14 protein-coding genes are annotated in these 21,410 nt (G+C 68.6%); 5 read left to right on the top strand and 9 right to left on the bottom strand.

What is annotated here, in order from left to right:
• Positions 1–35 precede the first annotated feature (35 nt).
• Entirely contained in the window at positions 36–2,279 is a 2,244-nt protein-coding gene (locus HUA76_RS43760) for a DPP IV N-terminal domain-containing protein (RefSeq protein WP_174464297.1), read from the bottom strand.
• Between the two features lie 76 nt (positions 2,280–2,355).
• Here HUA76_RS43760 and HUA76_RS43755 point away from each other — a divergent pair, with 76 nt between their 5' ends.
• The gene (locus HUA76_RS43755; protein WP_174464296.1) at positions 2,356–3,261 is read left to right on the top strand and encodes a LysR family transcriptional regulator; all 906 of its coding nucleotides are present in this window, start codon (positions 2,356–2,358) and stop codon (positions 3,259–3,261) included.
• A gap of 443 nt (positions 3,262–3,704) precedes the next feature.
• Here the strand turns inward: HUA76_RS43755 and HUA76_RS43750 are convergent, their stop codons facing one another.
• Both HUA76_RS43750 and HUA76_RS43745 read right to left on the bottom strand, forming a co-directional pair.
• Positions 3,705–4,589, bottom strand: a complete 885-nt coding sequence (locus tag HUA76_RS43750; RefSeq protein WP_174464295.1) for an AraC family transcriptional regulator — start codon at positions 4,587–4,589, stop codon at positions 3,705–3,707.
• Between the two features lie 32 nt (positions 4,590–4,621).
• The gene (locus HUA76_RS43745) at positions 4,622–5,557 is read right to left on the bottom strand and encodes an NAD(P)/FAD-dependent oxidoreductase (protein ID WP_174464294.1); all 936 of its coding nucleotides are present in this window, start codon (positions 5,555–5,557) and stop codon (positions 4,622–4,624) included.
• Between the two features lie 291 nt (positions 5,558–5,848).
• Between HUA76_RS43745 and HUA76_RS43740 the strand changes: the two genes are divergently transcribed.
• Both HUA76_RS43740 and HUA76_RS43735 read left to right on the top strand, forming a co-directional pair.
• Positions 5,849–7,420, top strand: a complete 1,572-nt coding sequence (locus HUA76_RS43740; RefSeq protein ID WP_174464293.1) for an LVIVD repeat-containing protein — start codon at positions 5,849–5,851, stop codon at positions 7,418–7,420.
• Positions 7,421–7,449: 29 nt separating this feature from the next.
• Entirely contained in the window at positions 7,450–8,025 is a 576-nt protein-coding gene (locus HUA76_RS43735) for an imm11 family protein (protein ID WP_174464292.1), read from the top strand.
• A 132-nt stretch (positions 8,026–8,157) separates the two neighbouring features.
• On the opposite strand, the gene HUA76_RS43730 is transcribed toward HUA76_RS43735, so the two are convergent.
• From HUA76_RS43730 to HUA76_RS43720, 3 genes are all read right to left on the bottom strand, one after another.
• A complete protein-coding gene (locus HUA76_RS43730; protein WP_174464291.1) occupies positions 8,158–9,504 on the bottom strand; it encodes a hypothetical protein in 1,347 nt (448 codons plus the stop codon).
• Between the two features lie 43 nt (positions 9,505–9,547).
• Positions 9,548–11,140 carry a hypothetical protein gene (locus HUA76_RS43725; RefSeq protein WP_174464290.1) on the bottom strand — a complete coding sequence of 531 codons (1,593 nt, stop codon included), beginning with the start codon at positions 11,138–11,140 and terminating at the stop codon, positions 9,548–9,550.
• Positions 11,141–11,264: 124 nt separating this feature from the next.
• Positions 11,265–12,713 (bottom strand): hypothetical protein, encoded by a 1,449-nt coding sequence (locus tag HUA76_RS43720; RefSeq protein ID WP_174464289.1) that lies wholly within the window; start codon positions 12,711–12,713, stop codon positions 11,265–11,267.
• A 335-nt stretch (positions 12,714–13,048) separates the two neighbouring features.
• Here HUA76_RS43720 and HUA76_RS43715 point away from each other — a divergent pair, with 335 nt between their 5' ends.
• Entirely contained in the window at positions 13,049–14,476 is a 1,428-nt protein-coding gene (locus tag HUA76_RS43715) for a hypothetical protein (protein WP_217440950.1), read from the top strand.
• Positions 14,477–14,762: 286 nt separating this feature from the next.
• Positions 14,763–16,334: a hypothetical protein gene (locus HUA76_RS43710; protein WP_174456199.1), complete on the top strand. Its 1,572-nt coding sequence runs from the start codon at positions 14,763–14,765 to the stop codon at positions 16,332–16,334.
• A 66-nt stretch (positions 16,335–16,400) separates the two neighbouring features.
• On the opposite strand, the gene HUA76_RS43705 is transcribed toward HUA76_RS43710, so the two are convergent.
• The 3 genes from HUA76_RS43705 to HUA76_RS43695 are packed head-to-tail and all read right to left on the bottom strand — an operon-like array spanning position 16,401 to position 21,354.
• Positions 16,401–18,428 carry a response regulator gene (locus HUA76_RS43705; RefSeq protein WP_174464287.1) on the bottom strand — a complete coding sequence of 676 codons (2,028 nt, stop codon included), beginning with the start codon at positions 18,426–18,428 and terminating at the stop codon, positions 16,401–16,403.
• Positions 18,425–20,980 (bottom strand): response regulator, encoded by a 2,556-nt coding sequence (locus HUA76_RS46185; protein WP_174464286.1) that lies wholly within the window; start codon positions 20,978–20,980, stop codon positions 18,425–18,427. The genes HUA76_RS43705 and HUA76_RS46185 overlap by 4 nt, the downstream gene beginning before the upstream one ends.
• Positions 20,977–21,354: a response regulator gene (locus HUA76_RS43695; RefSeq protein ID WP_141647791.1), complete on the bottom strand. Its 378-nt coding sequence runs from the start codon at positions 21,352–21,354 to the stop codon at positions 20,977–20,979. The genes HUA76_RS46185 and HUA76_RS43695 overlap by 4 nt, the downstream gene beginning before the upstream one ends.
• Positions 21,355–21,410: the final 56 nt, after the last annotated feature.

Raw genomic sequence — 21,410 nt, 5'->3', positions numbered from 1 at the left:
GCGACGATATGCGCTCAAGTGGGCAAAAGTAGGCCTCACCGGGGCGCGCCCAGGGTCCGGAGGAAGAACAGGCCCACGTCGTCCTGGTAGTAGCGACCGGCGGCCCCCTGCGGGGAGTGCGGCTCGCCGGGCATGATGAGCAGCTCGAAGTGCTTGCCCGCCCGGATGAGCGCGTCCGCCATCCGCATCGTCACGGAGAGCGTGGCGTTCACATCGCTGGTGCCATGCATCAATCTCAGGTGGCCCTTCAGCTTGCCCGCGAGCGGGAGGTTGTCACCCACCGCGTAGCCCTGGGGATTGGCGCTCGGCAGGTTGAGGTAGGGCTCGTTGATGATGGCCTCTTCCGTCAGCGCCCCCGGTGCCGCGGCATACCCCGCCTTGAAGAAGTCCGGCGCCGTCAGCATGCCGCGCAGCGCGAAGTAGCCACCCCAGGAGTGGCCGTAGAGGCCCACCCGCTCCAGGTCCATCCACGGACGCGTGGACGCGGCCTGCTTCAACCCCGTCACGTAGTCGGGAATCTCCGTCTGGCCCACGCAGCCATAGTTCGCGTCCTGGAAGGCCTTGCTCCGCCCAGGTCCTCCGCGAGGGTCCACCAGCACCGTGACGAAGCCGAGCTGCGCCAGGCCGCTGGCGGTCAACGACATCGAGTTTCCGATGTAGCTCCATGGCAACAGATTGAAGAATGGGCCGCCGTAGATATAGGCGAGCACCGGGTAGCGCTTCGCGGGGTCGAAGTCGCGCGGCTTGTAGAGCACGCCCTGCAGGGGCGTGACGCCGTCGGCGGCCTTGACGATGAACGGCTCCGGGCGCACGTCACCGAGGGCCTCGAGTTCACTCGCGTCCGCCGTGGTGAGGCGCACGCGCTTGCCACCCTCCATGGACACCAGCTCCCGCAGCCGGGGCTGCGCGCGGGAGGACCACGCGTCCACGTAGTGCTGGCCCGAGGGCGACAGCGTGATTCGGTGCATCCCCGAGCCCGAGGACAGCCGCTTCAATGCGCCACCCTTCAGGCTGCCCCGGTAGAAGAGCTGCTCGTATGGCGCGCCGCTTTCGGCCGAGGCCAGCACGTAGAGGGCGTCCCCCTGTTGCGCCACGCCCACCACTTCATGCACGGGGAAAGCGCCGCGCGTGAGCTGCCGCAGGAGCTTCCCCGCGCGGTCATACGCATACACATGTCGCCAGCCATCGCGCTCCGACATCCAGAGGTAGCCACGTCCTCCCGGCAGCGCCGTCACCTGCTTCGCCCAGCCGCCCACCGCGAAGTCCAGGCCAGCGACGAAGGTCTCCGGACGCTCCTCGCGCAGCACGTGCCGACGCTGTCCGGTCCCCGGTGTCACCGCGGTGAGGTCCAGGCGCTTCGCGTCACGAGAGAGGTGGAGGCACAGCGCCTCCGTGCCCTCGGGGTTCCAGCCCGCGAAAAAGTCATACGTCTCGCCCTCCACGGGAGGAATGCGCGTCACGCGGCCCGTGGCCACCTCCACGACATGCAGCTCCGAGCGCGGCAGCGGCGTCCCCGTCTTCGCGTACGGCACCGTCGTCACCTTCTCCAGCGCGTCCGAGTAGTCCACCACGGGCACCTGATGCACGGCGCGCAGGTCGTCGCGCCACACCACCAGGAAGCGTCCATCCGGCGACCAGGGGCGCTCAGCAATCCGCCAGTCCAGGCGCTCCTCTCCCGCGCGCTCCACCACGGTGGCACCGTCCGCGCCCAGCACCGCGAAGCCGCCCTTGCGCTGCACCGCGAGCGCTCCTCCGCGCGGCGCGAGGAAGTGGTCCGGAGACAGCGTCAGCGCGGCCCGGTCCTCCGGCGACAGCAACGTGACGCGGCCACCTGTCAGCCCCAGGCCGAAGGTCTTCCCCTCCAGCCGGAAGACAATGCCCTGCTCATCTGGAGCGAGCGCGACGTCGAAGAAGCGAGGCGCCGTGACGGGCTTGCCCAGCAACGCCGAGAGCTGCTCGCGCAGTTGCTCACCTGAGAGGAGCGGCTTCAGCTCCCCCGTCTTCGCGTGCGCCAGCACCCACGTCCCGCCGTCCTTCCCCTCGCGGGACCAGAAGACCAGGCGGTCTTGGTCACGCAGCCACCTGGGCGGGACGAGGCTGTCGCGCAGGAGGTCCACCCGACGGTTGAACTGGTTCGCCACGTCCAGCTTCGCCTGGACCGTCGCATCCGGCGTGGGTCCGGATGCGTCAGCGGAAGGTGACTCACCGTCGAGCGCCAGGACGGGAGCCCCCGTCAACGCCGTGAGCAGCAGACCCAGGGGAACGCAGGGGAATCGCATGCACCGATGGTAGGAAACGGCATTCTTCACCACCAATATATCTTTCGAGGCGCATTGAGACGGTTAACGTCTCAATATGGAATTCCGTCAGCTCCAGCTCTTCGTCGCGGTGGCGGAGGAGCTGCACTTCGGACGCGCCGCCGCGCGCATCGGCATGGCCCAGCCGCCGTTCAGTCAGCAGATTCGCCGGCTGGAGACCGAGCTGGGGGTCGAGCTGCTCACGCGCACCAGCCGCCGCGTGGCCCTCACCGCCGCCGGAGCTCGCCTGCTGGAGGAGGCACGAGCGCTGCTGGCCCGACGAGGGGATGTCATCCACTCCGTGCAGCAGGCGGCGAGCGGCGAGACGGGCACGCTGCGCGTCGGCTTCGCCGCGTCGTCGGCCTTCGGCGTCCTGCCGGACATCGTGCTGCGCTTCCGCACGCGCTTCCCGAAAGTGAAGTTGGAGCTGGATGACAGCGCGACCCTGAACGTCGGCGCCGCGCTCACCTCCGGGGAGCTGGACATCGCCATCATCCGGGCGCCCTTCCGTCACGAGGGGCTCACCGTCGAGCGCCTGCTCCGGGAGCGCTTCGTGCTCGCGCTGCCAGCACGGCACCCTCGCGCCCGTCAGCAAGTCATCGCGCTGTCCTCGCTGGCGAGCGAACCCTTCGTGCTGTTCCCCCGCCACTCCGCGCCCGGCATGCATGACCTGGTGACGAGCATGTGCCTGGCCGCGGGCTTCTCTCCGAACATCCTCCAGGAAGCCAGCTCGTGGCCCTCCGTCGTCGGCATGGTGGAGGCGGGGCTGGGACTGACCATCGCTCCCGCGTCCTCCCAGGCCCTGTGCCCCAAGGGCGTCGTGTTCCGCCCCCTGAGCGGCGCTCCCGGCCACGCGGAGCTGGTGGTGGCCTTCCCCGGGCCTCGGCCCTCACCCGCCGCGCAGCACTTCCGCGTCCTCGCGCATGAAGCGGTGTCCCGCTCGGGCAGGGGCTCCTCGGACTGAAGCGGGGTTTGGGCCCCGCGGCCGTGGCTCCCCGCTCAGGACGGTGTGGGCTTCTTGCTCCGTCTCGCCTTCGTGCTCGCGGGTGGCTCCGAGTCGTTCGCCGCCACCTGCGGCCCCAGGTTGAACCAGAAGGGACAGAGCAACGGTGGCGCTCCTCCTGCTTCCGGCGGTGTCGACACCTCGCGCGGCCCTCGCCAGAGCGGACGCACTTCGCCACCCCGTCTGCTTCGTCTCGCTCGCGTCGCCATCAGCGGCACCGTCCACTGCACCGCCACCACGAATCCCCCATTCCGTTGAAGCGTGGGCACGACAATGCGCCTCGGGGAGCGGGCCTGAAGCGGCTCGCTCCCGACGATTCCCTCATCGGCGTCGGCATGCGCACGAACTACCGAGATGACAGTTTCCTGTCAATTCAAACGGGCAACAAAATACAGAACACCCGTTCAGCGCACTCCTGCCTCCATTCGCCTCCTCCATGCGGCAGGTGTCACACCATGCACGCGGCGAAAGAGGCGGATGAAGTGTGTGACGTCCGCGTAGCCCACACGGTCCGCGACGATGTCCACCCGCTCGTCCGTGTGACGCAGGCGGCTGCGCGCCTCGGCCATCCTGCACTCGAGAATCCACTCCCCCACCGAGCGCCCCGTCTCCTGCCGCACCACGGCGGCGACGTGCGGCGCCGAGCGCCCCAGCTCCCGCGCCACCTTCGCGAGCGACAGCGGCTCCAGGCAGTGGGTCTCGATGTACGTCAGGGCCCGGCGGCTCAGGCCCATCGAGGAGGACTCCGGCACGACGTCGGGGAACGCCATCCGCTCCAGCTCCACCAGCACCAGCCGGAGCAGCGAGAGGCTGGCCTCGTCACTGCCCCGCTCCTGTCGCGTCTGCTCCTCTTCCATCAGCCGCATCCACCGCAACAGGCGCCGACGCTGCACGGGCGTGGGCCGCAGCACCGGGTGACAGCCACCGCGCACGCGCAGCAGCGGCCCCAGCCGTGACGCGCGCTCCTCCGCGTCCGAGGACAGCGCCTCCGGATAGAAGCCGAGCCCCATGCACTCCGCATCCGAGTGCTCCCGGCCATGCGCGTCTCCGGGCGGAATGAGGTGCACATCCCCGGCGCGCAGCACCAGGTCGCCCGCGTGCCGCACCTTCGTCTCCCCGCGCAGCACCAGCATCACCACGGCGTACGAGTGCACCGTGGAGTGGGCCCGCGAGTGCTGCGCGGTCAGGGGCCGCTGCGGGCCCACCCAGGTGAGACGCCGCTTCTCCTCGAAGTCCCGTTGGATTGCGGGCCACGTGTGGCTGTGTCCTTCGATGGGTGCGGAGGCCATGGGGCCTTCGTAGCGCGGGGCTCGACCCGGCGTCACTTCGCGTGGCCCGCGCCCAGCGCCTCCATGTTGAGCTGGTGGTTCATCACGTAGGCGGACTGCGCACCGGCCGCCGCCGCTATCAGCGCGCCCTGCAAGCGCGTGGTGAGGTCTCCCGCCGCGGAGATGCCGGGCACGGAGGTCTGCTGCATCGGGTCCACCTTCACGAAGCCCATTTCGTCCAGCGCGAGCCCCAGCCCCTCCACCAGCGCCACATGCCGCTGCGGCGGTCGGGTGAAGATGTACTCCTGCCGCACGCGCGTCCCGTCCTCCAGCTCCACCGCCTCCAGCGCGTTCCCATCCGCGGACGCGATGAGGCGCCGCACCGGGCCCTCCACCAGTCGCACCTCGGCTCGCTGAAGCTGCGCGCGCCGCTCGGCCGACACCTGGAAGCCACCCAGGGTGTACAGCGTGACGTCCGCCGACCAGCCCTTCAGGAAGAGGGCGAAGTCCAGGTACAGCTCCGCCTCCGGGCCCGCGAACACGCCCCAGGCCTTGTCCTGGATTTCCCAGCCGTGGCAGTAGGGACACTGGAAGACGGCCTTGCCCCACAGCTCGCGGTAACCCGGCAGGTCCGGCAGCACGTCCACCATGCCCGTGGCCAGCAGCACGCGGCGGGACTCCACGACGACTCCGCCCTCCAGCGTCACGCGGAAGCGCGCGTCACCCAGGCGCTCGATGCCGCTCACCCGCACGTCGCGAATGTCGACATCGTAGGGACGCAACTGCTCCCGGCCGATGGCGCGGAACTCCCGGGGGGGCGTGCCGTCGCGGGTGACGAAGCCCTGGATGTGCTCGGCCGCCGCGTTGCGGGGCGAACCCGCGTCGCACAGCAGCACCTTCTTCCGGCCACGGCCCAGCACCAGCGCGGCGCTCAGGCCCGCGGGGCCGCCGCCCACAATCACCACGTCCTTCGCGAGAATGTCGTTCATGGTGAAGAACTAAACGCCGGCAATTCCTCGCGGGAGAGCGGGGCTTCGGGCGGAATCGGCGCATCGGCGGGTGGGGGCGGCAGACCCGGGCGAGCAGGCGGACGCTCGACGAGGACGACCGGCCAGGTATGGCGCCCTTTGAGCAGGTGGGAACAGTCGGCACATGCCACGGGACGTGCGCCGTTGACCAAAAGTGCGAAGGGTCGGCTTCCCGAAGGGGAAGCAGCGTTCCTACACTGCGAGTCAGGGGCCTCAAGGCCGGAGTGCGGCTCCCCACCCAGGAGGTATGCGATGCAGCCCGCGCGTCTCGCGTTGACGGTCCTGCTCGCCTGCGCTGCGTCCGGCTGTTCCTCTTTGGAGGACGCTCCGTGGGACGGACGCTACACACCGCTCGAGGAGCGGGGCGACTGGATGGACTCAGGCCCCTTGTCCGTCTGTCACGTGCTGGAGGGTGCCGACGCGGCCTGTGGCAGCCTGGAGTCGTTCGACTTGTCCGGCTGCAAACGTCGCTCGCTGGAGGCCCTGGAGCGCGAGGGGGTGTACCGCAGCGAACTGCGCTTCGACGCGCGGGGCACGCAGGCGGCTCGGGCCGCCCCTTTCGGCGGAGGCTTCAAGCTGAGCTCCACGGGCGTCCCCGAGCAGGTCCTCGGAGCCACCGCCGTGGCCGGAGTGTGGGACGCGCGGACGTTCCTCGTCTCCAGCCAGTCCCCGGACGGACTGTTCACCTTCGCGGGCTGCAACGCGGTGGGCCCGCGCGCGCTGACGGGCTGCTTCTCGCGGTGTCGCGACGGTGTGCTGGTGGAGTCGGGGACCTTCCGCGCCGAGCGCGTGGCGCGCTTCAAGGGAGAGCACGAGGTCTCCGGCGGGCTGAAGCTGGTCTCCGAGCGCTGGGTGGACCTGGGCATGCCCGTGGACGTGCAGGTCATCGGTGAACATGCCTATGTCGTCTCTCAGAAGCGGGAGGGGCAGCGTGGGGGGCTCACCGTCTTCGACGTGAGCCAACCCGAGGCGCCGGTGCGCGTGGCGCGGATGAGCCTTCCGGAGGACTCGGACTGGCGGGGCGCGACGTTCAAGGGCGGGGTGCTCTATGTCGCGAGCGCGAGCTCGGGCGTGGTGGTGCTCGATATCTCCCAGCCCTCCGCGCCGGTGTTCGTGCGCAGGGTGCCGGAGAAGCCTGTCAGCGTCGGGTTGGTGAGCGTGGATGGGGACAGGTTGTACGCGGTGGGGACGGAGCCCTCCGCGGGCACGCTGATGTTCGACATCTCCACGCCCTCCGAGCCCCGGCTGCTCCAGCACATCGTCTCCGGCTCACGCATCGCGGAGAACCCCTCGTCGCGAGGCCCGGTGAGCTACGAGGGCCGCCTCTATGTGAACCATCTGCGTGACGGGCTGCAGGTGGTCGACGCGCGCTCGGGCGGAGGGGTCCAGTTGTTGGGGCGGTACACGTACCCGTATGCGAACAGTCGCGCGAGCGCGGTGGGCACGTTCGGCGGGCGCATCGTGGCGTTCGAGAGCAGCCTGGGCGTGGGGGCGCGGCTGCGCGCGCTGGATGTCAGCGAGCCGCGCAACATCGTGAAGATTGGCGAGTATGGCTTGCGCGGAGTCGTGTCACCGCGGGCGCTGGAGCTGCGCGGCTCGCGGCTGTACGTGACGTATCACCAGGAGGGGTTGCGCGTGCTGGACGTGAGCAATCCCACACAGCCGCGCGAGGTGGCGTACTTCAACAGCTTCAGAGAGACAGACCCGGGACGCGGGGACGCGCTGGAAGAGGGCGCCACGGGGCTCCAGGTGCCTGGAGACGGCTATGTGTATGTCGTGGATACGTCCCGTGGATTGCTGGTGCTGACGGAGCCGCCACAGTAGGCACAGCACGCATCTCTCGTAGGTCCACCATGCCGAATCCGTCTCGATACTTCAGGCTCAGAGAAGACGTGCAGGCCGGGAACTGGTTCCTGGGAGACCCCCTGGATGAGACTGGCAACGAGGTCGAGGACATCTGGCAGTTCGTCGAGGGACAGCCCATCCAGCTTGCGAGTCGCCTGAAGTTTCCTATCGACGAGCCTGGAAGGTGGTTGGACTACTGTACGGCAGGCGCTGGCAGAGTTCCGGTTGTCCATGTCCGAGTGGCCAACCTCTTCGCGGAGCTGGCGCCCGATGATGTGCAATTGATACCCGTCGATGTCGAAGGTCGCCCGGAACAGCATGTCGTACTCGTCGCCACGAAGCTCATCCGATGCATCGATGACGAGGCCTCGGAAGAGATACTGTATTGGAAACCCGAGGATGAGCGGCCGGACAAGCTCGGCCAGTACCGCAGCGTCTACGGGATGCGAATCGACCGCACGAAGGTGGGCGGTGCGAAGGTCTTCCGCACCTGGGGGTGGGAGATCGCCCTCATCGTCTCCGAGGACATCAAGGTGGCCCTGGAGCGCGCGAAAGTCACGGGAGCGAAGTTCGAGGAAGTCTGAGCTCGTCATGAGCGTCCAACGCTCCGGCCGGTGAAAACAGCTCCGTGTACCGGCCCCTATCGAAGGCTGAGTACCCAGCCTTGGCATCAACGTCGTCGTGACGATTCAACAATCCTCGGGGGCGGAGGAAAGTCATGCATTCTCGCCAGCCCTCCCCTTGGCGGCTTCTCCAAAAAGCTGCGTGAGCGAGTAGTCCAGCAGTGACTGGCGGGACTGCATGTACCGGCGGGCGCGGAGGAAGGGCAACCACACGCGATGGCCCACGCGCACCTGGGACTCTTCCCTCTTCTGGCGCGGCACCCACGTCCCACCCAATCGCCGCACCAGCAGCTCACCCAGGTAGGCCCCTAGCGCCGGTGCGGTATGCCCGTCGATGAGTTCGCGCATGTACCGCTCGGGGAAATTCTCCCTCCAGAAGTAGAAGTCCAGGTCCGTGAGAGACTCGGGCGTCTCGTCCATGATGGACGGCACCTGGGTGTGGAGCGCCGCCACGAGTCCTTCGGACAGGACTCCGTAGTCAGCGAGGACACGCTCCGGATTTTCCACGTCCGAGGGAAGGGCGGCTGGGAGCCACTCCTCCGGCGATGGAGGCCGGAAGGCGTTGAGTTCGGCGATCTTCCGTTGCCGCTCGCCGATGGAGAACTCATCTGGCAGCCGCGAGAGGAACGGCGCCACGTCAGGGTGGAAGCGAGGCTCGACGGGTACGAATGCGGCACTGCGCTCTCTCAGCGTGCTCAGCACCGTGTCGAAGTCGAGGTCCGGCCGCAGGTGGACATGGGCACGGGCCTGGACGACCCGCGCTTCCTCACTGGCGAAATCGGCGGCGGTGGGCCACAGCACCAGGAGGACAGAGCCGTTGGGCAGCTCCTCCACGAGGTGCGCGGGAGTCGAGAGCATCCGCTCGCGACCCACCATCTCCACCAGCTTCGGTCCAAAGACATTCAGCCAGAACACCTCATAAATCGTGTCGAACCCATCCTTGCGCGAGGTCCTTCCATCACGACCGAAGTAGGGAGCCCCCGAGAGCTGTCGATCCGCCATGCCATGAGCCATGGCGTATGTGACCAGGACGTGCCGAGCCCAGGCTCGGACCATCTCAATGAACTCCTGGCAGCGCGCCGCCTCCGAAAAGAAAGAAAGCGGCTGGAGCGCCACCGAGATTTCCAGTTCGGCGGGCGAGGTTGTTCCGCCGAGGCTCAACGTCATATCCAGCGCTGGAGCCCGGGTACGATAAAGCCCGATGGATTTACTTCCGGCGTCGCGCTCTTCCGCAAGCGACTTCGAGATGGCGGCGCGTGAGTATTTCCGCCGCCGCTTTCCTTCGACAACGTCCGGCATCCATTCGCCTGCATGCGCCTCGAGTGCATTCAGGAGGGGCTCCAACCGTGGCTCGAGCGCGGCGCGTTCGTCGATGGCTCCGTCGACGAGCAGTCGCAGACCGTCTTCCGCCCGCAGCTCATGGAACTCCAGGACCTTCATTGGAACCGCACCTCCACACCGGCGACCTCGCTCTCAGCTTTCCTCACGGAGCGCTCAAGTGCATCAGTTCGCGCACGAGCTGATAGCTGGACCACGGCAGCGGCCCCCTGGACGCGATGCCCTGCTCGATTTCCGCGGCCCTCTTCTCCAGGTAGGACAGGTAATCGAGCCAGAGCGGATGCACGTCGGCGCCAAGAGGCGCGGTTCTCAGGAGCGCCTCGCGATGCTTCTTCAGGGCAGCCACGTCCGTCGATAGCCGGGCGCCCCCAGCCTCGGCCTCCACCTGCCGGAACTTCGCCTCGGCCACCTCCGCGGGGATGCCGGCCGACTCGGGTGGCGGCGAGGGCCTGCCGCCGCTCTTCCCTGCTCCGCCCTTCGTTGACGTGCCGCTCGGAGGCTCGCCATGCCGCATCGCCAACGTGGCCTGCGCTCGAGCCAGATTGCCGCGTGCTTCGTGAAGGGCCAGCGCGCCGGCCTCACCCCACTCCGCCACCAGGAGCGCCGCCTCCCGACTCTGCTGGAAGTGGCAAGCCAACTCCCCCACGGAGCCCGCCCCCGCCCGCGCCTCCAACCTGTCGAGCACGGCCTTTAGCGCCTCTACGCGAGGCACTGTCGCATCGAGCCGTGACCTCTCCTTCCTGGCGAGGCCGGCTTCACGGAAGGCGCGCGCACCCGCTCCTCCTGAGTACAAGCCCACCATGAGGGCCGCGGGCGCCAACCGCCGCGTGGCCTCCTCGTACTCGCCCTTCGAGAGGGAGACCCCGCCTTGCACCGTCCCGGCCGCCAGGAAGTAGAAGCCCAGTGGCACGCCGAAGGTGAGGTGGTCAAAGGAGGCCAGGGCCACGTTGCCCGGTGCGAAGGCCCCCAGGTACTGCGCCTTCTCCACCTCCCAGTACGCCGCACGGTACGGGGGCGGTAGCTGCCGAGGCGGCAAGGAGGCCTCCACGCTTCGGCTTCCACCCACGAGGGGAATGGAGGAGGCGACATCATCCGTGGCCTTCCCCAACCCTCGCGCGAGGTCGCTGGCGAGGAAGCCCCTCTCCGGGAAGTCCTCCAGGTCGAGCCCCCTCGCCGACAACTCCGCATGGACGCTCGCCATGCCCCCCAGGGCGCGCTTCAGCAGCCTGTCCTCGGCCAGCAGGCGCAGCACGTCTCGCGCCTCATCGTCGAAGGTGGTGTGGAAGACGAAGAGGGCAAGGACTTCCGCCTGCCCTGGCCCGTACTTCTCGGCAGCGGTGGAGAGGAAGACGACGCGCTTCTTGAGAAGGACGCTGGCCGCTTCGGCTTCAAACGGGCCCAGGGCGCCCAGCCGGACGGCATTCCAGGCCGAGAGGGACTCCACCAGCCGGGGCATGTCCACCGTGCGCTGGAAGGCCAGGAAGGCCGCTGGAGTGAGGCACTCCAGGAAGGGCGCCAGCACTTCCTCATCCGTGGACAGGCGCGGCCAGCCAGAGGGCACGTCTCCGCAGGCGTCCATGAGGTCGACGATGGGCAGGGGCGACGTCTCACCTCCGTTGCGACCCGCGCCCGGGGTCGTCGCTGACGGAGCTCGACGGCGATGCAGCAGCGGCCCGACTTCGGCCGCGAGGTCGGAGGTGTCCTCTGGCGCGACGGCGTTGTTCCCCAGCGCCAACATGCGCGCCCGACCCGAGCGGGATTCAAGGGTGGCTCCAGAATCAGCCCGAGTGGGCCGCGAGGCACACCCCGCGATGAGGAGCACCAGGGCCAACACCAGACGGGCTCCTCTCCACGGCAGCCACTCAGCGCTCATCATCCACCCCCACTCCCAAGGCCGCGAAGGCCCCTGGCCGAAGCGTCCCCTCCGGGGAAGGAAACAGCAGCGTGCCGCCCTGCCCCACCGCGAACAGCCGCCCTCCGAGAAACCGCCACCGGGCTTCACCCGAGACGAGGTAGCGCGCGCCCGGCTGTCCCATGCCTGTCGCCAGTCCCCCCACGCCCAGACTCAAGTCCTGGTGGAAGAGGTGTGTCTCCACGCGCCCATCCACATCCACCCGTCCCCAGGTGAAGGCTTCCACGCCCAGGGAGACAAAGAGGTGTCGCCGCCGCATGCCATCCAGGCGCACCGCATCCCAGCCGAAAATCACCTCACCGTAGGCCGAAGCCCCCTCCGGAAAGGACGCCTCCGCCAGCGGCACCGAGGACGCGCCCGCCACCTGGAAGCGCGCCAGCTCGTGGTCCGGGCCGAAGGCGCCCTGCCGAAAGCCTCCGCGCTGAAGGCGCCCCTCCAGGCGCGCTCGCACGTCCAGCATCGGCGACACCGCCTCCATTCCCAGGCCCGCCACCGCGCCCCACGCGCCGCCTTCACCGGGACGCCCGCCCCAACCTCCCAGCAGGTGCAACTCCAGGCCCGTGTCCCTGCTCCGACGCCGCATCACCACGGCGGTACCGTCCAGGTGCGCCAGCGTCAGGGGTTTCGAGGTGCCTCCCCCCTTCCCCCAGTCATGCGCCGCCGACAGCGCCAGCGTGTAGCGCCCGGAAACAGGCGGGCGGCCGAAGAGGACATGCTGCATGTCCAGGGCGACTTCCGCCCCCATCAGACGAGCGCCCAGCAGGTCCGAAACGAAAGCCTCCGCGTATACCGGCCCCAGCGTCCCCGTCCCCACCACTCCGGCCGGGTGATAGTCGGGGTTGGCTCGGTTGCTGTAGCGCCGCACCAGGTGCCCCGACAGCAGGGAGTAGCCTTCCAGCATCCCCACCCACACGGAGTCGGGTGTGTCACCGCCCACCGAGAAGAGGCGCACCACCTGGCCCCAATCGGACAGCGTGTCCCAGTCCTCCTTCCTCACGAAGCCCGCCCCTTCGCCGCCACCCCACAGCCGCAGCCGCACCGGGGCTCCGAGGTTGAGACGAAACGACTCGCCCTGGTCGAAGACAAACCCGGGCTCCACCTGCACGAAGCCTTCGTCGCTGCCCGCGCCTCTTCGAGGGAGCAAGGTCCACGTCGTGGCCTCCATGCGCAGCGCGTTCGTCCACCGCGATATCGAGTCGGGTGCGGGCGGTGGCATGGACTCCTCCTCGGGCTGAGCCTCCGCGCCCCCGCTGGAAGACTCGGGCGTCAGGGCCTGCTCCAGCTCGCGAATGGCGGCTTCCCTTTGCTCCCAGTGCCCAGGGGCGACCTCCTCCTCGGCCCACCCCACCCCGGGTAGCAGCAGCGGCAACACGACGGCCCAACTCCGACGCGCGAACATCGACGCCTCCCATGAACGCCCCGGCTGGGGATGGAGAAGGGCAGAGGTTCCCAGCCCGGTCCGACACGCTGGGGCCCACGAGGAACGAGCCCGTGGTGTGCCCAGGTCCTGCTCCCGGGTCTGGGGTGCTCACGGGAGCGAAAAACGCGACAGGAATGCGCCACCTGCTCCGCGAGGGCCTCTTCCCCTTGGAGAGCCCATCCCCCACGTCCCCCAGGAGACCCCCCACCATGTCTTGGTACGACAGCGTTCGACGTCAGGCCCCCGTGGTCGCACAGCCCCTGAAGACCGAGCCCCCGGCCCCGCCTCCGCCACAGGAACCCCCGCCAGGTCCCGTGCAAGGTCCGACCGGGATGCCCACGCGCGACGAGTTCGTGACCGCGCCAGGGAAGGGGCCCAACATCCTTCCGATGGATGTGCCCCCGCTCGCGCAACAGCATGCGCAGCAGGTGTCGGACGCATACCGCACAGGAGGCGCGAAGGCGGCCACCACGAAGTTGCAAGAGCTGGTGCAGGCGCAACCGGCGCTGGACACGGCGTATGTGAATGGGCTCATTCGCATGACGCAGCCCACGCTTCAGCAGGTGGGAGCGGAGCTGGGCGTCCGGGTCAGCAAGGACAAGGATGACAGCAAGAAGAACGGCATCACCCGCGACAGCTTGAACGCGCTGGCGGCGGTGGCGGAGCGAGCGGGGCCGGAGGGGCAGCAGGCCCTGGGCAAGGCGCTGGCCGATGGCCTCCCCAACAGCGGTCAGCTCAACCAGTTCGACGATGTGCTGCAGGACATGAAGACCCAGAACCCCATTGGCGCGGTCTTGCTAGGCGGGGCGACCGTCACCGAGCTTCAGGCGTCCGGTAAGGACAAGGCCGCGAAGGAGCTCCAGAGGGAGCACAAGCCGCTGGACTATCAGGGGCAATGGAAACCAGGCCAGAAGCTCTCCGAGGCCAACAACGCCCACGCGACGAACACGCAGCATGACTTCAACAAGGCCGTGGAGGAGGGGAAGAACTGGGTCGAGGGGGATCTCCAGATGAAGAAAGACGGCGGCATGGAGATGAACCATGACGAGTACGACCCCAAGCTCTCCTTTCAGGATTGGCTCGCGAAAGGGAAGGCGCTGGGGGTGGGCGTGAAGGTAGACGTCAAGCTCGATGCCTTCAAAGGTGGAGCTACTCCGCAGGAGATTGAGGAGAATTCGATAAAGAAGAAGGCCGCCGTGACGGAGATGGTGAAGCAGATAGTGGACTCCGGCATCCCGGGCGAGCGGTTGATGTTCAGCGTGAACCCCTACGAGGCGGCGTGGATTCGGGAGGCCCTGGGCGACAAGCTCCCCAATGCCACCATGGGTATCAACACTCCTGACGGAGCGCTGACGAGCGACACCGCGGCGGCGATGCAACAACACATCACCGACAATGCCCCGAGGCCGGTGTCGTTCATCACGAGATACAAGGACATCAAGGACGCCTCTCCGGAGGTCATCCAGGCCTTGAAGAATGGAAAGGCAACCGTCTCTGTCTGGAACGACCCGGGCGACATGTCACCGTTGGTCGAACAGGCAGATGGCGTGGTCAGTGAGACGAAGAAGCTGAAGGAGCGCGGAGTGGATGGGATGGTTGACATCCGGGAGAGCCACAGCTGGGCGGTCGCCGCCGGCAAGTCCAAGGCCATCTACGAGGGCGCCAAGGACACAGCCGGCGACATGAAGGACTCCGTGGTCAGTGGATTCAAGAGCACCGTCTCCTTCGGGAAGTGGAAGTAGACGTCGCGACCTGAGCGCGGGTGCCCCAAGGCCTGGTTCTCGGGCCTTGGCGTGAGGACTGAATCAGAGACTCTGGAGGAAAGCTCGCAGCGAGTCGAAGGCGGTATGGGCGGGGTCGATACCTGCGGCGCGCCCTGGCTCGCGCAACCCCTTGGATTCCGGGCGTTCGTGCCGAAAGCGCGCGCTGAATGCAGGGGAAATGCGCCAGGTCGTCACGGTTCCGCTCCTCTGGGCAGGAAGCGCGGGCATCACCCCCCAGATCCGCGCGCCGCACGGAGATTCCCCCTTGAGCTTTGGCATCCGTTTTCGTCCCCCTGGCGCCGTCGACACCACGAACGCTACCCAGGCACCCACGGCCCCGCCCCCGGCGCCGCCACCCCCTCCTCCGCCCCCTGCTCCCCTTGCTCCCGTCGACTCCTTCGAGCCGGCGAATCGAATCGGCGCGAAGCTCAATCTGACGGGCCAGACGACGCCTCCGCCCTCCCTGGGCAAGGCAGGCATCCTCGGCTCGAGCCTCGCGGAGACCAGCACCGAGCTGCCTCCCGGAGCCTTCGAGCTCACCAACCCGCCGATGGGTCCCTTCAGCGGCAGCGCCACCTACGAGAAGACGGATTCCGTCAAGGAGGCGGAAGGCATCACCACCGTGACGATGGAAACCGAAATGGCGGTTTCGGGCGGCGCCAGCATTGAAAACAAGAAGCAGCTCGAGTTCGGGGTCGAGAAGACCTACGGCGTGAAGGCCGAGTACGAGCTGAAAATGCCGACCGCCGAGTACGAGAAGCTGAAGAACAAGCAAATCCCCACGCCGGACCCCGCCAGGCCGGAGACGATGCCCGAGGGCACCTCCATCACCCTGAACGACTCGCGGTTCAGTGGCACCACGCTCAGCGGCGCCTTCAGGGGCATCAGCGCCGAGTCGGGCCTCACCCAAGGGAAGGGAAACTCGTTCTCCGTCGACAAGACGGGGCCCACCACCATCCAGGTGACAGCGGGTCCTACGGAGGCCGTCGAGAGCCGCGGAAGCCTGGGCCTCAGTGTTGGTCCGGCAAGCATCGGCGTGGGCAACACGAAGAGCCTGGAGACCTTCCGGCTCAAGACAGCCGAGTTCGACGTCGGCACGCCGGAGGGCAAGGCGGCGTATGAGCAGTTCCTGAAGGACGGCACGTTCCCCGCCCAGGACGGCCCGGGCGTCGCCAAGTCGGCCACGGTGGAGAAGCTCAATGCCGAGTCCGCCACCAGCCTCGACGTGGGGCTTGGCCCCTTCGAAGCCTCGGTGAACATCAATGACACCCGATTGGAGTACGTCAAGACGACCTACGCCGACGGCTCCTACGACAGGTCCTTCGACGCGAAGCTGCACAACGGAACACCCGTGCGCATCGAACAGCACTTCAACGCGGACAACACCGAGGACACGTCCAAGACCGAGGTCTCCCTGTTCCTGGAGGGTGCGAAGGGCGACGTCGAGGAGCAGTTCGCGCGCAACTTCCAATCGAAGGAGAACACGGAGGTGGACCAGTCCGCGTTCGACAAGGAGAACGACGTCCTGTTGACGTTGAATGCCGAGGACGCCATGGCGCTATCGGACCGCGCCAAGAAGTACGTCGAGAACTGGCAGAAAGAGCACAAGGGCGAATCGCGGCGGGGACAGGACGACACATTCCCCCCCAACAGGCTCATCGATGCCCTCGCCAACGCCAAGACCCCCGCCGAGGTGGGCTCCGCCCTGATGGAAGCCTACGGGGGTGAAGGATGGACGAGCGAGACCTTCGATTACCTCGCCCGGACGAATGGCAAGTTCGAGCCGCTGCCGGGCGTCATCGAGGCCAGACACCGCGACGCCTATTCACCCGATTGACCTCGGGTGGCCGGGCCCCTACTTCCGGGGGCCCGGTGCCTGGCGCGGATTCCCAGCGACCCTGGCTCACACCTCGATGCGGTTGCGCCCGTTCGACTTCGCGCGGGTCAGCCGCGCATCCGCCGCGCGCAGCAGCTCCTCCATCGTCGCCCCGTCTCCGGGCGCCTCGGCGATGCCGCCGCTCACCGTAATCCCGAAGGACTCGCCCCCGTCGCCGTCGAAGGTCATCTCCGCCACCTCCGCCAGCGTCCGCGACAGAATCGCCTTCGCGCGCTCCTTCGTCTCCCCCAACAACCCCACCACGAACTCCTCCCCGCCCCACCGCCCTCGCACGTCCTCCCTCCGGAAGCGCGCCCCCAACAACCTCCCCAACCGCGTCAGCACCCTGTCCCCCGCCAGGTGCCCATACCGGTCATTCACCCGCTTGAAGTGGTCCACATCCAGGAAACACAACGCCAACGGGCGCTGCTGACGCTGAGCCTCCGACAGCCTCGCCCTCAGCCCCTCGATGAACGGCCGCCTCAGCAACAACCCCGTCAACGCATCCCGCTCCGCCCGCTCCCGCGACAGCCGCGCCCGCTCCAGCCGCGCCTGCACCCTCGCCCTCAACTCCTCCTTCAACACCGGCTTGGAGATGTAGTCGTCCGCCCCCGCCTGGAACGCCGCCAGCCGGAACTCCAACCCCAGGTGCGCCGTAATCAACAACACCGGCAACTCCTGCCACGCCGGCGTCGACCGCAGGATGCGACACAAATCAAACCCGCTCGGCCCCGGCATCTGCACGTCCAACAACAACAGGTCCGGCCGATGCTCCGCCAAAGCCTCCATCAACTGGTGCGCATCCCCCAACCCCACCACCTCGACCTGCTCGCTCGCCAGCGAGTGCACCAGCGCCGCAATCGCCTCCGGGTCGTCGTCCACCACCAACACCCTCGCGCGCTCCGGCCGCCGCGCCGCCACCATCCGCTCCGCCGCCGCCGCGAAGTCCTGCGCCGTGAAGGGCCTCGGCAGGAACAACGACGCCCCTGCATGCGCCGCCGCCACCCGGTCCTCCAACCCTCCCGCCGTCTCCGTGAAGCCCAGGGGCAATGAACCCAGGCCCTCCACCGACCGCAGCTGATGCGCCGCCTGGATGCCCCCCATCTCCCCACCCAGATGCATGTGGATGAGCACCCCATCCACCCACTGCTTGCGAGCCACCGCCACCGCCTCGCTCGCCGTCCGCGCCGGCAACACCCGCACCACGTGCGCACGCCCCAACCGCTCCGCCTCCGCCAACATCCGCGCGTCCTCGTCCACCACCAACAACACTCCCTCCGTCGGCAACACCGCCGCGGGGCCCTCCTTGCGCGCGGACTTCACCGGCACCGACGCCGTCCTCGCCAGCTCCCGGAACGCCGCGTCCACCACGCCCCAGTCCAACCGCGAGACGTCCTTCGCCGACCGCAGCACGTCCTCCAGCCGCCCCGCCGACAGGCTCACCTCCGTGAACCCATAGCTGCCCGCCGTCCCATGCAGCTTGTGCACGACGAGCGTCGCCTCCTCCAACGCCTCCCGCCGCCCCACCCGCGCCTCGCCCAGCAGCACCTCCAGCCCCCCCACCTTGTCCTTCAGCCGCGAGCCGTACTCCTGATTCAACGCCACCAGGCTCGCCGCCAGCTCGTCACGCACCAGGTCCACGTCCGCCAACGCCCGAAGCCCCGGCGGCGCGGGCGGCAACGCCTTGGTGAAGAGCTGATTCACCCAGAGGTACAGCTCCTCCGGCCGGTAGGGCTTGTGGATGATGCGCGCCACCCGCAACTGCCGCGTGAGCAGCTCGTGGCTCTTCAAGTCCTTCCAGAACGCCGAGGCGAACAACACCGGCAGGTCCGGCTGCGTCTTGCGCAGCTCCCGGATGAAGTCCGCCCCCGTCACCCCCGGCAACAACCCGTCAACTATCGCCGCGTCCACCGGCATCTTCGCAAGCAACGTGCGCGCCTCCGCCGCCGTGCGCGCCGACTCCACCCGGAACCCCTTCTCCCGCAGGAACGCACAGACCAGCGTCTGCAAGTCCTTGTCGTCCTCGAGGAACAGGAGCGTCTTGGCGTCGTTCATGACACAGCCCTTTTCTCCAGGCCGCCGTCCTTGTGGGACAGCAGCTCATGAAGCAGCTCGCGCACGGAGGCCACCAGCTCCTCCTCCGACGAGCGCGCCTTGCTCAGATGCCGCGTAATTCCCAGCGTCAATTGCCGCTGGTCCGCGCGCGACAAGTCCCGCCCCGTGAAGACGATGAGCGGCGTGGCCCGCCCCCGCCCCTGTCTCAAGATATCCACCACCTCGAACCCGTCCAGCCCCGGCAACCCCACGTCCAACACGATGAGGTCCGGCGGCGTCTCGCGCGCCAACGCCACCGCGCTCTCCCCATCCGCCGCCTCGAACACCTGCACCGTCCCCAGCCGCTCCAGCCGCGCGCAAATCACCCGCCGCGTGGCCACGTCGTCGTCCACCACCAGCACCCGCGCCTGCCCCGGCCGCCGCATGGCGTGCCGCAGCGCGCTGAGCAGCCGCGACTCCTCCAAGGGCTGCGACATCCAGTCCACCCACAGCGGCGTCCCCACCCCCTCGCCCTCCGCCGAGCGTCCCGACACCGCCAGCACCGGCAGCTCGTGCGTGCGCGGCTGCTCGCGCAGGCTCCGCACCCAGTCCAGCGCCTGCCCATCCGGCATCTGCGTGTCCAGCACCACCGCGTCCGGCGGCGTCTCCTCCAGCACCTTCGCCGCCTCGGCGAGGCTCGCGGCCCGCACCACCCGGTAACCCTCTTGCGACAGCAACCCACGCAACAACGCGGACAAATCCGTGTCCGCCGTGGCCACCAGCACGTTGTACCGGGAGGAGTCCTTCACCGACGCGCCCACCACCGGATGCGAGCCCGACACCGAACGCGCCGCGTCCAGCGTGAAGGTGAACGTGGAGCCCGTGCCGAGCGCGCTCTCCACCTCGATGCTCCCGCCATGCTGGTTCACGATGGCCTGGGAGATGGCCAGCCCCAGCCCCGTGCCCCCCTTGGAGCGCGTGTCCGAGCCGTCGAGCTGATGGAAGCGCGCGAACAACTGTCCCCGCTGCACTTCGGGGATGCCCGGCCCCCGGTCCACGACGCTGAAGCGCACCCGGCCTGGCGCCTCCAGCCGCACGTGCACCGCGACCTCCGCCCCGCGCGGGGAGAACTTCACCGCGTTGGACACCAGGTTCGTCAGCACCTGGATGAGCCTGTCCCTGTCCCCCTTCACCCGGGGCGCATCCTCCACCACCGCGCGCAGCGACACCCCCGCCGCGTCCGCCACGCCGCGCAGGCCACTGAACGTCGCCTCCACCAGCTCCAGCCCCTCCAGCGGCGCCAGCTTCAGCTCCAGCTTGCCCGCCTCCATCTTCTCCAGGTCCAGGATGTCGTTGATGAGGCGGATGAGGCGCTCGGTGTTCGAGCGGGCGATGCGCACCATGTCCAGCGCCTGCTCCGGCATCTCCCCGACGATGCCGCCCTCCAACAGCCCCAGCGAGCCCCGGATGGACGTCAGCGGCGTGCGCAGCTCGTGGCTCACCGTGGAGACGAACTCGTTCTTCATCCGCTCCACCTCCTTGCGCTCGGTGATGTCGCGCACGAAGGCGGTGAAGCGCGCCGGGCCCTCTCCCGGCACCCGCGCCAGCGTCAGCTCCGCGGGGAACATGCTCCCGTCCGCGCGCAGGCACGGCGACTCCAGCCGCGTGGCGTTGCCCGACGCCTCGCGCAGCGCCGCCGCCACGTCCTCACGCTTGCCGGCCGGCAGGGACGCGGGCAGCGCCAGCGCCAGGAAGTCCCGCCCTACCGCCTCTGACGCCTTCAGCCGGAAGACGCGCTCCGCCGTGGGGTTGAGTTCCAACAGCCGCCCCGCCTCATCCACCAGCAGGATGCCGTCCGGCGCCGCCTCCAGGATGGCCGCCTTGCGCGCCTCCGTGGTGCGCTGCTCCTCGCCCGCCAGCAGCAGCGCCTGGCCGCGCTCCTCCACCCGCTTCTCCAGGACTTCGTTGAGCGTGGCCAGCTCACCCGACGCGCGCGACAGCCGCACCAGCACCACCACCACGTACGCGCCCAGCACCAGCGACACCGCGAAGAAGACGACACGCGAGCGCTCGTTGCTCAGCTGCGCCCGCTCATGCAGTTGGAGGAACGTGGTGACCAGCCGCTCGGCCTGCGCGCTGGCGGAGCGCTCCAGCAACGCCTGCACCGCCACGTCCGCCTCGCGCCGCTCCCCCCGCGCCTGCGCCTGCCGCGAGCGCACGAGCAGCGCCCGGTTGTCCTCCAGCGCGCGCAGGTATGCCTCCAGCGAGGCCGCCATCACCCGCCGCTCCTCCTCGGAAAGGAAGGATGGGACGTCGCGCAGCGTCTCGGCGCGGGCCTTCAGCGCCTCGAAGGCGGAGCTCTCCGAGCCATGCAGCTCCGGCAGCCCCAACCGCGCGCGCAGCACGTCCTGCTCCAGCTCCGCGCTGGCGAGGCGGAGCTGCTGCAGCCGCGTGCGATATCCGTCGCTCTCCGCCATCCCCCACGGACGGCCCACCACGAACAGGGCGCACAGCGTGAGCAGCGCCCCCACCGCCAGCGCCACCGAGCGCTTGGACAGGCGGGAGCCCCTCATTCCGGCACCAGCTTGCGAATCTCCTTGGGCAGCGTCATCGGGTCGAACGGCTTGCCGATGACCCCCACCGCACCCAGCTCCAGGTAGCGGGCCACCTCCTGCTTCTGCACCTTCGCCGTCATGAAGATGATGGGCGTGCGCGACGTCGCGTCCTGCTCGCGCAGCTTGTTGAACGTGGTGGGCCCGTCCATGCCGGGCATCATCACGTCCAGCAGGATGAGGTCGGGCTGCTCCGCCGCGGCCTTTGTCAGCGCCTCGTTCCCCGACGCGGCCAGCACCGTGTCCCACCCCCCCACCCGGCTCAGACTCAGCTTGCCGATGGCGCGGATGTCCTCCTCATCGTCCACCAGCATCACCTTGCGCAGCGTCGTCACGGGCGGGCCTCCTGGAATGAATGACGGTGGTACCGCACGTGAGGGGTGCGGGGGAC

It is taken from the genome of Myxococcus sp. CA056 (assembly GCF_013336715.1).
Classification (GTDB): domain Bacteria; phylum Myxococcota; class Myxococcia; order Myxococcales; family Myxococcaceae; genus Myxococcus; species Myxococcus llanfairpwllgwyngyllgogerychwyrndrobwllllantysiliogogogochensis.
Note: the sequence above shows the minus strand (reverse complement) of the source record. Positions and strands in the feature narration are given on the sequence as shown.

Excerpts from the sequence above, each read along its gene's own strand:
- HUA76_RS43760 (WP_174464297.1), bottom strand. The coding sequence starts at position 2,279 with ATGCGATTCCCCTGCGTTCCCCTGGGTCTGCTGCTCACGGCGTTGACG.
- HUA76_RS43755 (WP_174464296.1), top strand. The coding sequence starts at position 2,356 with ATGGAATTCCGTCAGCTCCAGCTCTTCGTCGCGGTGGCGGAGGAGCTG.
- HUA76_RS43750 (WP_174464295.1), bottom strand. The coding sequence starts at position 4,589 with ATGGCCTCCGCACCCATCGAAGGACACAGCCACACGTGGCCCGCAATC.
- HUA76_RS43745 (WP_174464294.1), bottom strand. The coding sequence starts at position 5,557 with ATGAACGACATTCTCGCGAAGGACGTGGTGATTGTGGGCGGCGGCCCC.
- HUA76_RS43740 (WP_174464293.1), top strand. The coding sequence starts at position 5,849 with ATGCAGCCCGCGCGTCTCGCGTTGACGGTCCTGCTCGCCTGCGCTGCG.
- HUA76_RS43735 (WP_174464292.1), top strand. The coding sequence starts at position 7,450 with ATGCCGAATCCGTCTCGATACTTCAGGCTCAGAGAAGACGTGCAGGCC.
- HUA76_RS43730 (WP_174464291.1), bottom strand. The coding sequence starts at position 9,504 with ATGAAGGTCCTGGAGTTCCATGAGCTGCGGGCGGAAGACGGTCTGCGA.
- HUA76_RS43725 (WP_174464290.1), bottom strand. The coding sequence starts at position 11,140 with ATGTTGGCGCTGGGGAACAACGCCGTCGCGCCAGAGGACACCTCCGAC.
- HUA76_RS43720 (WP_174464289.1), bottom strand. The coding sequence starts at position 12,713 with ATGTTCGCGCGTCGGAGTTGGGCCGTCGTGTTGCCGCTGCTGCTACCC.
- HUA76_RS43705 (WP_174464287.1), bottom strand. The coding sequence starts at position 18,428 with ATGAACGACGCCAAGACGCTCCTGTTCCTCGAGGACGACAAGGACTTG.
- HUA76_RS46185 (WP_174464286.1), bottom strand. The coding sequence starts at position 20,980 with ATGAGGGGCTCCCGCCTGTCCAAGCGCTCGGTGGCGCTGGCGGTGGGG.